Consider the following 15481-nt stretch of genomic DNA (forward strand, 5'->3'; position numbering starts at 1 on the left):
GAATTCGAACACCGCGCATGCCGGACCAGAACGCTCCTTCGACCCTGACTCTCGCCGAGGCGCTCATGCGCGCCCACGCCCACTGGAACGCCGGGCAAGCCGCCCAGGCCGAACAGCTCTGCCAGCGCGTGCTGGCCGTCGCGCCTGGGCAGTCCGACGCGCTGCATCTGCTGGGCCTGATGGCGCACGCCTACGGCAAGCTCGACCTCGCGATCGAGCATCTCCAGGCCGCCTGCCGCGCGCCGCAAGCCCCCGCGGCGTACCACGCCAATCTCGCGGAAATGTGCCGCCAGCACGGCCGTCTCGCCGAAGCCGAAGCGGCCGCGCGCCGCGCCGTCGCGCTCGACGCCGATCTGGTGGCCGGCTGGAACAATCTCGGCATCGTGCTGCAGGAAACCGGGCAATTCGACGAAAGCCGGCGCTGTCTCGAGCGCGTGGTCGCGCTCCAGCCCGACTCGGCCGAAGCCCGCAACAATCTCGGCAACACGTGGCGCAGGCTGGCCCGCTTCGACCTCGCCGAAGCCTGCTATCGCGAAGCGCTCGCCTGCAAGCCGTCCTACGCGCAGGCGCACAGCAATCTCGCGTTCCTGCTCTCGACCCAGGGACGTCTCGACGAGGCCGCTGCCGAAGCCCGTCTCGCGATCGATCTCGACCCGCATCTGATCGACGCGTACCTCAATCTCGCCGATGTCGAAAGCGCGCGCCTCGCCCCTGCTGCCGCGCTGCGCACGCTCGACATGCTCGGCGCGTTCGCGCCGCGCCATCCGGGTGCGCTGATCGCGCGCGCCAAGGTGCTGTGCCAGTTCGAGCGCCCCGACGAAGCGCTCGTCGTCGCGCGCGACGCGCTCGCACTCGCGCCGCAAGTCGCCGACGCGCACCTCACGCTCGCGCGCGTGCTCCAGGCGCTCGGCCAGACCGCACCCGCGCTCGACGCCTACGCGCGCGCGGCGGAACTGCCCGGCGCGCTGCGCGAACAGGCAATGCTCGGCCGCGCCATGCTGCTGCTCGAAGCGGGCCACGGCGACGAAGCACAGGCCGTCTACGAAGCGACGCTCGCCGCGTTCCCCGGCTCGGTGGGCGCACTCGCGGGCCGAGCCAACGCGCGCCGTTTCACGCGCGCCGACGACCCCGATATCGCCCTGCTCGAAGCCTTCGTCGCCGACGGCGCGCAGCGCGCGCGGCCCGAGCGGATCACGGCGCGCTTCGCGCTGGGCAAAGCGTGGCTCGACCTCGGCGAAGCCGCGCGCGCATTCGCCCATTTCGACGCGGGCAACCGCCTCAAGCGCGCGAGCCTCGTCTACGATCCGGCCGCCACCCGCACGTGGATGGCGCGCATTGGCGCGGCGTTCGCGTCGGCACGTCTCGACGGCGCGAACGCGCCGCGCTCCGAACTGCCCGTGTTCGTCATCGGCATGCCGCGCTCCGGCACCACGCTGATCGAACAGATCCTGTCCTCGCATTCGCAGGTCACGGGCGCGGGCGAATTGCCCGCCCTGCGTCACGTGATCGAAGCGCACAGCGCGGCGCATGCCCCGTATCCGGCGTGCGTCGCGACGCTCGACGCCGCGCAGCTCGCGCGCATGGGCGAGGACTATCTGGCGCGCGTCGAACCGCTCGCGCAAGGACGCGCGCGCCTGATCGACAAGATGCCCGCGAACTTCATCTACGCCGGGCTCGTGCCGCATATCCTGCCCGGCGCGCGCATCGTGCACGTGCGGCGCGATCCTGTGGATACCTGCCTGTCGTGCTACACGCGGGTGTTCTCGGGCGATCAGCGCTTCAGCTACGATCAGGCCGAACTCGGCGCGTTCTACGGCGACTACGCCAGGCTGATGACGCAGTTGCGCGAGTCGCTGCCCGCCGACCGTTTCATCGAAGTCGACTACGAAGACGTGATCGACGATCTCGAAGGCCAGGCGCGCCGTCTGATCGATTTCCTCGGCTTGCCGTGGGACGCCGCCTGTCTCGACTTCCACACCAATCCGCGCGTGGTGCGCACCGCCAGCGTGAGCCAGGTGCGCCAGCCGCTCTATCGCAGCTCGAAGGGCCGCTGGCACGCGCATGCCGCGCATCTGCAACCGCTGCTTGCCGCGCTCGCCGCCGCGGGCGTAAAGACGCACGCCGACACGACGCACGGAGACGCATCATGAGCACGGGCCAAGCCGATCTCGCGGCGCTCTCGGCACTCGCGTCGCTCGAAAAGTCGGCGCAAACGCTGCTCAACGCGGGCCGCTACGAGGAAGCGGAGGCGCTGCTCGCGCCTTCGCTCGCCTCGGGCACCGGGCCGCTGCGGCTGTGGCGTCTGCTCGCCGCCGCGCTGCGTCCGCAAGGCAAGCTCGCGGGCACGCGCGCGATCCAGGAAATGCTGGTCGCGAATCTGCCCGGCGATTACCCGGTGCGTTTCGATCTCGCCGAAACGCTGCTGCTGCTCGGCGAATTCGAGCGCGGCTGGCGCGAATATCGCTATCGCTACAGCCTCGCGCACACGACGCAATACGAGCGCAAAGTACAGAAGCCGCGCTGGGACGGCCAGCGGCTCACCGGCAAGACGCTGCTGATCCACGACGAGCAAGGCTACGGCGACACCTTCCAGTTCATGCGCATGGTGCCGTGGGCGAAGGCGCGCAGCGGCGCGCACGTGGTGCTCGAAGTGAACGCCGAGGCACTGCCGCTCGCGCGCCGCCTCGTCGGCTACGACGAACTCGTGGTGCGCGGCGAGCTGCCGCCTGCATTCGATCAGCATTGCGAAATGATGAGCCTGCCGATGGCGATGCAGCTCAAGCTTTCCGACCTGCCGGGACAGACGCCTTATCTGAGCGCCGATCCGCAACGCGTCGAGCACTGGCGCGCGCGGCTCGCGCATCTGCCGCGCCCGCTCGTCGCGCTCGTCTGGGCCGGGCGTCCGACGCACGGCAACGACGCGAACCGGTCGCTGCCGCTCTCGCGCCTCGCACCGCTCGCGGCCACCGGCGCGAGTTTCGTGTCGATCCAGAAAGGGCCCGCCGAAGCGCAGGCGAAAGAGCCGCCCGCGGGCATGCCGCTGCTGTCGCTGAGCGACGAGATCCGCGATTTCGAGGACACCGCCGCGATTCTCGAAGTCGCCGACCTGCTGATTTCCGTCGATTCGTCGCCCGTGCATCTGGCGGGCGCGCTCGGGCGGCCCGTCTGGGTGATGCTGCCGTTCGTGCCCGACTGGCGCTGGCTGCTCGGCCGCGACGACAGCCCGTGGTATCCGTCGATGAAACTCTATCGGCAGCCGCAGCGCGGCGACTGGGACAGCGTCCTGCGCGCGCTCGCAACCGATCTCACGCGCCTCGTCGCGCACACACCGCGACGCGCCACACCATGAGCCTCACGACTTTCATGCGCCGCTATTCAAGCCGGCAAACCTGGCGCTCGCTCGGCGCGTTCAGCCTCGTGATCGGCGCGGTATGGCAGTTGAGCGCCTGCGCCGAACTCGACCGCAACGCGCACGCCGACTCGCTCGCCGCGCGCGCCCAGCCCGCCGCGCTCGTGCGCGAGCAGATCGCCACGCCGCAATTCGTACTCACCGCGTGGACGCGCATCGCGCAGCCCGGCCAGCCGATCGACGTCTATATCGAAGGCGACGGTCTCGCGTGGCTCTCGCGCAGCGAACCCTCGCTCGATCCCACGCCGCGCGAAGCCACCGGCCTCGCGCTCGCGGCCGCCGATCCCGCGCCGAACGTGGTCTATCTCGCGCGCCCCTGCCAGTTCACGCCGATGGCGCTCAATCCGCGCTGCGCGGTGCCCTGGTGGACCGGCAAACGTTTCGCGCCCGACGTGGTGGCGTCGATGAACGACGCGATCGGCCAGATCGCCGCGCGCGCGCCGGGCCAGCGTCTGAATCTGATCGGCTTTTCGGGCGGCGGCGCGATCGCCGTGCTGGTGGCCGCGCGCCGCGACGACATCGCCACGCTGCGCACCGTGGCCGGCAATCTCGACGACGAGTACATCAATCGCACGCACGGCGTCTCGGCGATGCCGGATTCGCTCAATCCCATCGACGCCGCACCGCGCGTCGCCGCGATTGCGCAAATTCATTTCGACAGCGACGCCGACCGCATCGTCACGCCCGAAGTCGCGCGCCGATTCGCAGCGGCGGCGGGCGGCCATTGCGTGAGCGTGCGCACGGTGCCGGACATGGCGCACGACGGCGACTGGAGCGGCCAATGGCCCGAGCTATTGAAAATCGCGCCGCGCTGCGAATAAAACAGGAATGCGAAACGCGAATGCGCGCCATCGTAGTGCGCATTCGCACCACGCCGACGCATCCGCACACCAACACGGGGAATTAGAGGAAGCGTACTTAAGTGCGCGCGCAACCTTGCCGTCAAACAGGGATGAAAGGCGCGTAAACTCGCGCGCTAATATTGGGCACGGCGGTTTTCAGTTCAGAATGTAGCGTAAAACAAGATGTCATTTTGGCGCGAGCGATGAAACACAATCCGTTTTTTCGACTACTGGGCCGCTTGCGCGTGGGCCGCAAATTGCTGCTGATCTATCTGCTCGATCTGAGCGCGGTGGTCTATATCAGCAGCATCCTGATTCACGAAAAATATATCTCGATCGATTTCTCGCAAAAGGAAATCGTCGGCAATGCGTATCTCGCGAGCGTGCGCGACGCGATTATCGATGTCGCGCAACGCGGCGCGGGCGGCCCGTTCGACGCGCAGCACGTGGCGAAAACCAAGGCCGCGCTCGCCAACGCCGAACAGCAATACGGCGCGAATATGCAGAGCGCCGCACTGAATACGCGCGTGCGCGCCGCGCTCGATGCGCTCGCACAGGTGCCCGACGCGTCGATCGCCACCGACACCGCCGAATCGCGCGCGGTCCACGATGCGCTCACCGCCTGCCGCGACCTGATCACGCGCGTGGGCAATCAATCGAATCTGATTCTCGACCCGGACCTCGACAGCTATTACTCGATGTCGCTGTCGATCCTGCGCTATCCCGCGCTGCTCGACGCCGTCGACGGCATCGGTCATCGCCTGCACGAAGGCGCGAGCGATGCGCAGCGGCGGCGCGAATTGAGCACGCGCTATCTCGTGCTCGAAGGCCAGCTCGACGCCGTGGCGCAAGGACTGCGCTCCGACTTCGCCGAGGCGGGCGCGGCTAACGAGGACGTGCGGCGCGCGCTCGATGCGCCGATCACGCGTCTGCTCGCGGCGCTCGAAACCTATCGCGACGCCGCGCGCGCGGCCGTGGCGCTGGACGGCACCGACCCGGCCACGCTCGCCGCCGCCGACGCCGCGCAGCGAACGCTCGTCGCGCGCGTGGGCGACGCGTGGCACGCGACGTGCGCGGAACTCGACACGCTGCTGCATGCGCGCGTAAGCGGCCTGTTCTCGCGCATGTGGCTGCATCTGGGCACCGCGCTCTTTCTGCTGTGCGGCATTCTCTCGATGGTCTATCTGGTCGCGCAGCAGATTTCGCGGCCGCTGCGCCAGCTCGCGCGCGTGATGGACACCGTGCGCCGCACCGGCGATCATCGCCTGCGCGCCACGTGGCACAGCCAGGATGAAATCGGCCAGCTCGTCACGGGCTTCAACGACATGCTCGCGCAGCTCGATCACGAACGCGACGTGCAAAAGGAACTCGCCGCCACCGCGCGCGCCTCGGAAGCGCAGCACGCGCTCGTCGAAGCCACGCCGGTGCCGATGATGGTCACCGCCGTGCCGGGTCACGAAGTGCTGCACGCGAATCATCCGGCGCTTTACTGGCTCAATGGCCGCACCTCGGACCCGTGGGCCTACGGCCTCGATTCCGCCGTGCGCGCGCGCTTTTTCCAGCAGCTTTCCGACCGCGACGCGATCGACGAATTCGAGGTGCGCTGGCTGGCGAGCGAGGAGCCCACGTGGGCCATGCTCTCGGCGCGACGCCTCAAGTTCCAGGGCCGCGACGCCGTGCTCACCGCCTTCACGCCGATCAATCAGATCAAGCTGATGGAGCAGCGCCTCGAACTCTGGGCGAAGGTATTCGAAGCGTCCTCGGAAGCCATCCTCATTCTCGACAACGAGCGCCGCCTGCTGACCGCGAACGCGTCGTTCTATCGCGCCACCGGTTATCGCGCCGCGAACATCAGCGGCACCCTGCCCCGCTTCATCGTGGCGAGCGGCAGCGACGCGCCGCTGATGGAGCAGCTCGCGGCGCTCGTCGATATCTCCAGCGTCTGGAACGGCGAAGCCGTCGTGCGGCGGCGCGCGGGCGGCGACTATCCCGCATGGCTCATGATCAGCGCGGTGCGCGACAAGCACGGCAGCGTCTCGCACTACATCTGCACGCTGATCGACATCACCGACCGCAAGAAAAGCGATGCGCGCATCCAGTTTCTCGCCGAACACGACGTGCTCACCGAACTGCCCAATCGCGCCCTGTTCACGCGGCGACTGGGCGCGGCCATCGACACGGCGCGGCAGACCGGCGAGCAGGCGGCCGTGCTGTTCATCGACCTCGACCGCTTCAAGGACATCAACGATACCTTCGGCCATCACGCGGGCGACGGCCTGTTGCGCTCGGTCTCGCGGCGCCTGCTGCAATCGGTGCGCGCGGGCGACACGGTCAGCCGGCTCGGCGGCGACGAATTCACCGTGCTGCTCGGCGGCGTGGCCAATCCCGCCGACGTCGCGCGCCTGATCGACGACCGGCTGCTGCCGCTGATGCGCGAGCCGCACACGATCGGCGGCATGAGCCTGCAGGTGGCGTGCAGCATCGGCATCGCGATGTTCCCGGACGATGGTCAGGATATCGAAACATTGATGCAGAACGCCGACGCCGCCATGTACCGCGCGAAATCGAGCGGACGCAACCTCGTCAAATTCTTCTCGCAGGAGATGGCCGAAAGCACGCGTCAGCGGCTGGAGCTGGACACGCATTTGCGCACCGCCGTCGAACGCGGCGAGCTATGGCTCGCGTATCAGCCTTGCGTGCATGCGGCGACCGGCGAGTTGCTCAGCGTGGAAGCGCTGCTGCGCTGGCAGCATCCGCATCTGGGTCTGGTGCCGCCCGCGCAGTTCATTCCGATCGCCGAGGAAACGCGTTTGATCGTCCCGATCGGCGCGTGGGTGATCGACGAAGCGTGCCGCCAGATTGCGCGCTGCCGCGCGGCGGGACTGCCGCGCATTCGCGTGTCGATCAATCTTTCGGTGGTGCAATTGCGCGACGACGCGCAACTCGTCGAGCGGCTGCGCACCAGCCTCGCGGCGCATGGCGTCGACGCGGGCAGTCTCGAACTGGAGATCACCGAAACGGTGCTGATGGAAAGCGTCGACCGCTATCTGGGCGTGGTCAACGAGATTCGCGCGCTGGGCGTCAAGCTCTCGCTCGACGATTTCGGCACCGGCTATTCGAGCCTCAGCTATTTGCCGCGCTTCCCGCTCGACCGGCTCAAGATCGATCGCGCGTTCGTGAATGGCCGCCTCGACGCGCCCGCCGATCTCGCGGTGATTCGTGCGATCGTGGGCCTCGGCCACGAACTCGGTTTGCGCGTGGTGGCCGAAGGCGTCGAACAGGAACACGAAGCGCAGGCGCTGCGCCGCATCGGTTGCGACGAGCTGCAAGGCTTCCTGTATGCGCGGCCGCTGCCGCACGACGAACTGCTGAAATGGATGCAGTCGCGCGCCGATGTGTGCGAGAGCGAAGCGGTTCAGGCGATCTAGGCGGCTGAAACAGGCCGCGCCGCGCGAGGCGTCACATCAGAGGAACTTCAGCGCGAGCATGATCGTGCTGACGACCGTGCCGACCGCGGCGAAGCATTTGCCAAGGCCGAAGGCCGTGTTCGTCACCGGCGGCTTCGAGGGATCGGGCAAGCCGAGCACGCCGTAAGTCACCGACTTGAGCGCCGAAGGCGCGGCGGCCGGATCGGTCGATGTGCTCGATGTGCTCGATGTGTTCGCATCCGTCGAGCCCGATGCGTCGGCGCTGGACGTGCTGGCGTCTTGCGTATCCGTGCCTTGAGTATTCGTGTTGGGATTCGAGGTGCTGCTTTGTCCCGCGTCGCTGGCCGACGCCTGGGCACTCTTCTGCAAGCCCTCGTTCGACAACGTGACTTTCGTGCTGGGCTCCGGTTGCGCATTCGCATCGTTGCTGCCCGCCTTGGGCGCGCTCGCGTTGACGCGCGTGTTCCCGGCCAGTGCCTGACTGGATGTGGACGACGTAACCTGCATAGTTAACTAACCCCGCATATTTAGCGCCGACATGAAGTTTTAACGTTTGCATGCTTCACCGTACGACGCCGCCGATATTCGTTCCCTTTTATATCGACCGGGAATTTCAATACTTGAGGTTTACACGCATGGATTTAATTCGGACAATTGAATTACTTCCCGATCATTTCCATATATTTCCTGCGCGTAAGAATTTAGCGGGATAGTTGAATCGCCTTTATTACTCGCGAGGTGCATTCCCTTGAGCATCGCCGACTTCGAATCCGCCGTCGTGTTGTCATCGCGCCTGAGCATCGAGCCGCTCATCACACGGCACGCCGCCGTCATGTTCGAAGGGCTGAGCGACCCGGCGGCATATCGCTACATTCCGCAAGACCCGCCCGCCAGCATGGACGCATTGCGCGCCCGCTACCGGATGCTGGAAGGCCGCCGCTCGCCCGATGCGAGCGAGGCATGGTTGAACTGGGCGCTGATCGGCCATGACGGTCGCGCGCACGGTTACGTGCAGGCAACGATTCAACTGGCTTCAAGAGAAGCCTGGATCGCGTATTTTGTGTTCACGCCGAGCCAGCAACGCGGCTACGCAACTGAAGCGCTGCGCACGCTGCTGCCCGCTTTGCAGGAGGTCTATGGCATCGGCCGTTTCCATGCGGAAATCGATACGCGCAATATCGCGTCGATCCGGCTGGCCGAGTCACTGGGGTTTGAATGCGTCCGGCGCGTCGATCACGCGGACGCATTCAAAGGCGCCGTCAGCGACGAATTTCATTACGCGTTAGCGCGCGCTTGACGCGCCCGCCGCCAGTTCCGCGAAGTTCGTGATCTGGGCTTCGCAGGCGTGCACGAGCTTCACATCGTGGCTCGAAAAGAACACGACGCGATCCTTCGCCAAGGTCTTGAACAGATCGACGAGCACGGCGCGCGCGGCCGCGTCGAGTCCGTCGCTCGCTTCGTCCACGACGACAACGGCCGGGTCGCCGATGGTTGCCGCAGTCAGGAAAAATTTCTTGCGCGTGCCGAGCGACATCTGCTCGAAGCGCTTCTCCAGATGCGGCTCCAGCCCGAAGCGATGCGCGAGGTCGATCGTGCGCGCGTCGACGGCCGTTTGTCTGGCCGACGCCGCGAGTTCGAACAATTCGCGCCCGGTCTGCATCGGATACGCCATGCAATCGTCGGGCACGAAAGCGAGCGCGGCTTTCGCCTTCAGCGGCTCGCGGCGCAGCGAATGGCCGTCGAGCCAGATCTCGCCTTCGTCGGCGTCGATCGTGCCCGCGAGCAGGCCGAGCAAGGTGGATTTGCCGCTGCCGTTGTCATCGCAGAGCGCCACGCAGCCGGGGCCGGTGGCGAAATGGAGGCCCTGAAAAATAACGTGGCCGCCGTAGCGTTTGCTGAGCTTGTCGAATCGGAGCATGGGAACGGGGATCGAGCGAAAAAGTGCAAGCTCGAACGATACCCCATTCGCGGACTCACGCCATCGCTACGGCGCCGCTTTCGCAATCATGCTGTGCAGCCGCGCCATCGAACGCGAATCGAGCGGATGCATTTCGCAGCCCACGCGGCTCCAGCCGTGCTCGTGATCTTCCGCGATCCAGCGCACGTCGAGATACACCGCGACGACGATCTCGTCATCGTCGTCGACGGCCGACGACTGCAGCCATCCCGACACCGTTTCGCCGCGCGAAAACAGCCCGCTTCGCGCGTGCAGCAGCGCGCCGTGCGAACTCAGGTCGGCGACCTGCGCGAGCGCCCTGCCGTCCTTGTTCAGCAGCAGCGGCGCGAACAACATCGGCGTGCGCACGCCGCGCCGGAAATCGCGTTCACTGCCCATAGCATTCACACCAGTTTTTCATGGTTTATTTTTATCGTGCTGATCGCGTCGGGGACCCGATTCAAGTCCCGCCCCGGTTTCCGTGAAATGGAAACGCTAATAAGTCGCTTATGTCGCTTACGTCATTACCCTGCGGAGCGCGGATTGTAGCGTGACACGCCGTGATCGCGCACCCATTATTCAGCGCCGCCGCCATTCAGTTTTTTATCGCCATCGATCCCGTTATCGATCCCGCCATCGCGCGCCGGAATTCGCCGTCCGCGAGCGGCGATCCGCACAGAAAGCCCTGCATCTGATCGCAGTCGAGCGCGAGCAGCTTGAGCGATTGCGCGACGGTCTCCACGCCTTCCGCCACGACCTCGATGCCGAGCACGCGCGCGAGCGCCATGACCGCCGAGAGCAGCGCCGAACTGCGTGTCGAAGTGTCATCGAGACCGTTCACGAAGGCGCGGTCGATCTTGATCTGATCGACGCGGAAATCGTGCAGATGGCCGAGGCTCGACAGCGCCGTGCCGAAGTCGTCGAGCGCCACCGCATAGCCGCGATCGCGCAAGGCCTGCACGACGTGCCGCGTGCGGTCCACGTCCTGCATCGCCGTCGACTCGCTGATCTCGAACATCAGCCGCTCGGGCGGCACGCCCGCCGCCGTCACGATCGCGTCGATCCGCTCGACGATGCGCGGCAAATTGAATTGCATCGCCGAAAGATTCATCGAAATCGGCATCGGCGCGAGCCCTTCGCGCTCCCAATCGGCGAGATGCGCGCAGATCTCGCGCAGCACCCAGTCGCCAATCGCGATCATCAAACCCGCGCGTTCGGCGATCGGAATGAATTCGAGCGGCGGCACGTTGCCGAGCACCGGATGCGCCCAGCGCAGCAGCGCTTCGGCGCCCGTCATGGCCTTGCCGTCGACGGTGAATTTGGGCTGAAACACGAGATCGAACTGCTTGCGCGCGAGCGCCACGTGCAGGTCGCGCTGAATGTGCAGCGAGCGCAGCGTGGACTGGCTCATGCTGTCCTCGAAGCGGCGGAAGGTGTTGCGCCCGCCGCGCTTGGCCGCGTACATCGCGCAGTCGGCGTGGCTCAGCAGCGCGTCGAGCGTGGTGCTCTCGTCTTTCGAAAGCGCAATGCCGATGCTCGCGCCGATGCGGATCGGAATCGCCTCGGCGAGCACGAACTCATCGGCGAGGCTCGCGAGAATCTGGCGCGCAAGGCTTTCGGCGAGCGTGGCGGCATCGGTCTCGCGCCCATCGCCGGCCATGCCGTCTACGTCGGCTTTATCCGCACCGGCGCGCATGCCCTGGCCGCGCCGCGGCACGCCCGGCGGCCCCGACACCACGACCACGAACTCGTCGCCGCCGAGGCGCGCGACCAGATCGTCCTTGCGCGCGCAATCCGAAATGCGCGCGGCCGCCTGGCGCAGCAGATCGTCGCCGATCTTGTGGCCGAGCGTGTCGTTGACGATCTTGAAGCCGTCGAGATCGACGAACAGCACGGCCAGCGCCCCGCCGCCGCGCGCGCTGCGCTGCACGAGTTCCTTCGCGCGCAACATCAGATACGCGCGGTTCGGCAGATCGGTCAGCGCGTCGTGCGTGCCGAGATGGCGGATCGTGCGCGTCGCGCGATCGAGCGAGGCAGAGAGGCGGCTCGCCTGCGTGCCGAAGATCCAGAGCGTGCCGACGAGCACCGCCGTCGAGGCCACGCCCACCGCGAACGCGAGCGTGTTGGCGTCGACCTTGTGCGTGCCCAGGCAGCGGCTGCCCTCCGCGAAGGTGGCCGCGCTCATGCCCGTGTAATGCATGCCGGTGATCGCAAACGCCATGATCGCGGCGGCGGCGAGACGTTTCCAGACGATGTTTTCGCGGCGCGAATCGCGCAGATGAAAGGCCAGCCAGAGCGCGGCGATCGACGCGCCCATCGCGATCGCCACCGAAAGCGCGACGCGCGAGAAGTCGTAATCGATGGACGGCGACATGCGCATCGCGATCATGCCGGTGTAATGCATGCCCGACACGCCGATGCCCATCACCACGCCCGCCGCGAGCAGGCGGCGCGCCGAGAGCGTGCCGCGGCTCACGGTGGCGAGCGCCACGAGGGCCGCGAGCACGGCGAGCGCGAGCGAGGCGGCGCTCACGTCGAGGTCGTAACCCACGGCGATCGGCAAGGTCAGCGCGATCATGCCGATGAAGTGCATCGACCAGATGCCGATGCCCATCGCGCACGCGCTGCCGAGCAGCCACGCGTGGCGCCAGCGGCTGCTGGTCACCGTACTGAGCATGGCCGCGCCTTCGAGCGCCGTGAATGACGCGAGGAACGCGACCACCACGGACAGACACGTCAACAGCGGGTTATAGACACCGTTCATTCGTGGCCCTTTGCGCGCGTCTCTCCTGCGCGTCGTTCTGATTCTGTTCAGGTCTCGCGTTCGTGCGCGTGAGCCGCCCGTCATCGGGCTGTGCGGCGCGCACGCACCGACGCCGCGTCTCTCAGCGCGGCGTGGATTGTATTCAGCGTCGATTCGACTTCGACAGGACGCATCGATGCGTATCGACTTCCGGCATAACGGCAGCGGCGTGAAAACCTGAAGGGCCTGCACGCGCGGCGCGGCGCGCTCGCCTTACGCCGCCTTACCGCGCGAGCGCACGCTCAGTTCTTCACCGGGAAATACCAGAGATTGCGGTCGGTATAGCCAAACTGTTTGAGGATCGAGGCGAGCGTGCCGTCGGCGCGCAATTCGTCGAGCGCGCGCGACACCGCGTGATTCAGATCGACATCGCCCTTGCGCAGCGCGTAACGCGCATAGCCATATTCCTGCGGCAGCGGCCGGTAATCGGCCACCATCTCCATGCCCGAATTCGGATGCTGCTTCAGAAAGAGGCTGATCTTGATGCCGTCTTCCATCGCCACGTCGATACGCCCCGCGATCAGATCGGCGAATTCGGCTTCGCTGCTCGTATAGAGCTTGAGCTCCTTGAGATCCTTGCGCCCATCGAGCAACTGATGATTGATGCTGCCGCGCAAGGTGCCGATGGTGCGCCCGCCGAAATCGTCCCAGCCGTGAATCTTCAACGGATTGCCGCGCTGCACGGCAATCGCCGAGCCGTACCAGTACGCGGGGCTCGTGAACGACACCACGCGCAGCCGCTGCGCGTTCTCATGCAGATTGTCGACGATGATATCGGCGCGGCCCGAGAGCAGCGCCGGAATCATCGCGTCGAACGGCATGATGTTCCAGGTGACTTTGCCGATGCCGAGCCGCTTCATGATCTCCTTGAAGATGCGCACGTCGGCGCCGTCGAACGCGTGGGTCTTGTCGTCGAGAAAGGTGGACGGCGGATCGGCGGCGATCGCCAGCGTGACGCCGTTGCGCACCGCGCGCGCATACGAGCCGTCGCCGCCGTCGAAACGCACGCTGGTGATCGCGGCGGTGTCGTCGGCATAAGCAGGGGGCAACGCGGCCAGACCCGCCAGCAAGGCGGCCAGCGCCAGCATGATTTTGCGCACGAGACGCTCCAGGACAAGTGGGGTTAGCAACGGTTTTACCGCTTCAAAATGATCGTTGCACGCACAGGAAATGCGCCATCATGCGCGTGTGAATGCCAACAGCCATTCCAATAGCCATGCGGCGTGCATCATCGGCGTCCGGCCGTGGAATTCGCGAAACGCGGACTGCCCATTTTGCGTTCGAGCCAGCGCACGACAAACGCGCTCGGCCACGAGAACGCCAAATATATCGCGCCGATGATCGTGAATACGGTGGCGTACTGAAAATTCGTCGAAGAAATAATCTGGCCTGTGAACATCAGTTCCTTGACCGTCACGATGGAGACGAGCGAGGTGTCCTTGAACAGCGAAATAGCGTAATTGCCGAGCGGCGGCACGACGATGCGTAGCGCTTGCGGCAGCACGATCAGCTTGAGCGTCTGCCCGTTCGACATGCCGAGCGCCTTCGCGGCTTCGAGCTGGCTTTTCGGCACCGCGAGGATGCCGGCGCGATACACCTCGGCGAGATAGGCCGAATAATTGATCGACAGGCCGATCACGCCCGCGACGAACGGATCGAAACGAATGCCAAATGAAGGCAAGACGAAATAAATATAGAAAAGCTGCAATAGCGCGGGCGTGCCGCGAATCAACTCGATATAGCCCGAAGCCAGCAATCGCGGCAGCCGCGCATGACTGATCCGCCCAATGGCGAGCACGAGGCCGAACGGCAAACTCAGCGCGAGAATGCAGAACGTCAATTCGAGGCTCGTGAGCGCGCCGCGCAGCAGCTCGGGCAGATATTGGCTCGCGCCGTGAAGGTCGAATAATTCCAGAAGCGTGGTCGGCATGAGGTCCTTGCCCGCGGCGGCCCTGCGGGAGTGCGGTAATTCCGGGAATGCGGCGGCGCGCGTGCCCGTCGAGCGCCGGGAGGCTGCGCGTCCGCGTTTGAGTTCTTGTGTGTTCTTGTGTGTTCTTGCGCGCTAGCGCGTGCTTTTGCGTGCTTTTACGCGCTGATGTTCGCTTATATCGGCTTGTGCGTACTGGTTAGTTAGGCACGCGCGGCCGCCAGCGGCTGCACCTGCGCCCCGAGCATGCCGCTGATACGCTCGGCATACATGCGCAGCGTGCCGCCCAGTGCGTGCAGGTCGTCTTCGCTGAGGCCGGTCTTGAGCGTGGTGACGCTGATCGCCGCCACGCCCTCGCCGTCGCGGTTCGTGATCGCGGAGCCCACGCAGACCACGCCGATGTTGTCTTCCTCGTCGTCGAAAGCGTAGCCGCGCTCGGCCACCAGCATCAGATCGCGCATGAATTCGGCGGGCGTCGTGCGCGTGAACTGCGTGCGCTTCGGCATGCCCGTCTGCGCGAGCAGCTTCACGACGCGCGCGGGCGGCAGCAACGCCATCAGCGACTTGCCGAGCGCCGAGCAATGCGGCAGCTCGCGCTGACCGAGCGCCGACGCAATGCGCACGATACCCGGCGCCTCCATGCGCGCGATCGCCACGGCGTAGCCCTCGTCGTCGAGCACTGCCAGCCGCGACGTGAGACCGGTGGCCTCGGTCAGTTCGCGCAGCACTGGCATCGCAAGCTGGGACACGCCGATATCGGCCGCCGCGCGGTCCCCGAGATGCACGAGCGCGAAACCCAGCCGGTAACGCCGCGAGCCGCCGAGCCGCACGTCGATCACATAGCTGCGCGCGAGCAGCGTCTGCAACAGGGCGAACGCCGTGCTTTTCGACACGCCGATGACCGTGGCGATTTCGGCGACCGTGAGTCCTTCGCTTCCGCACGCCCCAAGGGCTTCGAGCACGTCGAGCGCGCGGCTGACGCTGCGCAGCGCGTAGCGGTCTTCGGAGGTTTGAGCGGCCTGAGGGTGAATGGTCTGGTTTTGAGCGGCTTGCGTCATTGTTATTTCATGTCCGTACCGGTTCGTACAAGTTCGTCCCGTTAGCGAACCCACCCGGCGATTCGCTAGCTTCGCACA

12 protein-coding genes are annotated in these 15481 nt (G+C 66.1%); 5 read left to right on the top strand and 7 right to left on the bottom strand.

The annotated features are described in order from the left end of the window. Positions 1-65 precede the first annotated feature (65 nt). The 4 genes from LDO54_RS07370 to LDO54_RS07385 all read left to right on the top strand — a co-directional run bounded on the left by LDO54_RS07370 (position 66) and on the right by LDO54_RS07385 (position 7679). Positions 66-2150 (top strand): tetratricopeptide repeat-containing sulfotransferase family protein, encoded by a 2085-nt coding sequence (locus tag LDO54_RS07370; protein WP_253074382.1) that lies wholly within the window; start codon positions 66-68, stop codon positions 2148-2150. Continuing rightward, entirely contained in the window at positions 2147-3349 is a 1203-nt protein-coding gene (locus LDO54_RS07375) for a glycosyltransferase family 9 protein (protein ID WP_224008687.1), read from the top strand. Before LDO54_RS07370 ends, LDO54_RS07375 begins: the two co-directional genes overlap by 4 nt. Beyond that, positions 3346-4230: an alpha/beta hydrolase gene (locus LDO54_RS07380; protein ID WP_224008689.1), complete on the top strand. Its 885-nt coding sequence runs from the start codon at positions 3346-3348 to the stop codon at positions 4228-4230. Before LDO54_RS07375 ends, LDO54_RS07380 begins: the two co-directional genes overlap by 4 nt. A 224-nt stretch (positions 4231-4454) precedes the next feature. Further along, positions 4455-7679, top strand: a complete 3225-nt coding sequence (locus tag LDO54_RS07385; protein WP_224008698.1) for a bifunctional diguanylate cyclase/phosphodiesterase — start codon at positions 4455-4457, stop codon at positions 7677-7679. A gap of 36 nt (positions 7680-7715) precedes the next feature. Here LDO54_RS07385 and LDO54_RS07390 read toward each other — a convergent pair whose 3' ends face one another. Beyond that, on the bottom strand, positions 7716-8186 hold the full coding sequence (locus LDO54_RS07390; RefSeq protein WP_224008700.1) for a hypothetical protein: 471 nt from the start codon (positions 8184-8186) through the stop codon (positions 7716-7718). A gap of 241 nt (positions 8187-8427) precedes the next feature. On the opposite strand from LDO54_RS07390, the gene LDO54_RS07395 reads away from it, so the two are divergent. Further along, on the top strand, positions 8428-8976 hold the full coding sequence (locus tag LDO54_RS07395) for a GNAT family N-acetyltransferase (protein WP_224008702.1): 549 nt from the start codon (positions 8428-8430) through the stop codon (positions 8974-8976). Here LDO54_RS07395 and LDO54_RS07400 read toward each other — a convergent pair. The 6 genes from LDO54_RS07400 to LDO54_RS07425 form a co-directional block, all read right to left on the bottom strand. Next, on the bottom strand, positions 8962-9597 hold the full coding sequence (locus LDO54_RS07400) for an ATP-binding cassette domain-containing protein (RefSeq protein ID WP_224008704.1): 636 nt from the start codon (positions 9595-9597) through the stop codon (positions 8962-8964). The genes LDO54_RS07395 and LDO54_RS07400 overlap by 15 nt on opposite strands. A 66-nt stretch (positions 9598-9663) precedes the next feature. After that, positions 9664-10014: a PilZ domain-containing protein gene (locus LDO54_RS07405; protein WP_224008706.1), complete on the bottom strand. Its 351-nt coding sequence runs from the start codon at positions 10012-10014 to the stop codon at positions 9664-9666. Between the two features lie 196 nt (positions 10015-10210). Beyond that, positions 10211-12379 (bottom strand): putative bifunctional diguanylate cyclase/phosphodiesterase, encoded by a 2169-nt coding sequence (locus LDO54_RS07410; RefSeq protein ID WP_224008708.1) that lies wholly within the window; start codon positions 12377-12379, stop codon positions 10211-10213. Positions 12380-12660: 281 nt separating this feature from the next. Further along, entirely contained in the window at positions 12661-13518 is an 858-nt protein-coding gene (locus tag LDO54_RS07415; RefSeq protein WP_224008710.1) for a substrate-binding periplasmic protein, read from the bottom strand. Between the two features lie 128 nt (positions 13519-13646). Next, positions 13647-14348 (bottom strand): ectoine/hydroxyectoine ABC transporter permease subunit EhuD, encoded by a 702-nt coding sequence (gene ehuD, locus LDO54_RS07420; protein WP_224008712.1) that lies wholly within the window; start codon positions 14346-14348, stop codon positions 13647-13649. A gap of 200 nt (positions 14349-14548) precedes the next feature. Beyond that, entirely contained in the window at positions 14549-15403 is an 855-nt protein-coding gene (locus LDO54_RS07425) for an IclR family transcriptional regulator (protein ID WP_224008714.1), read from the bottom strand. Positions 15404-15481 lie beyond the last annotated feature (78 nt).

The organism is Paraburkholderia tropica (assembly GCF_914484835.1).
GTDB lineage: Bacteria > Pseudomonadota > Gammaproteobacteria > Burkholderiales > Burkholderiaceae > Paraburkholderia > Paraburkholderia tropica_A.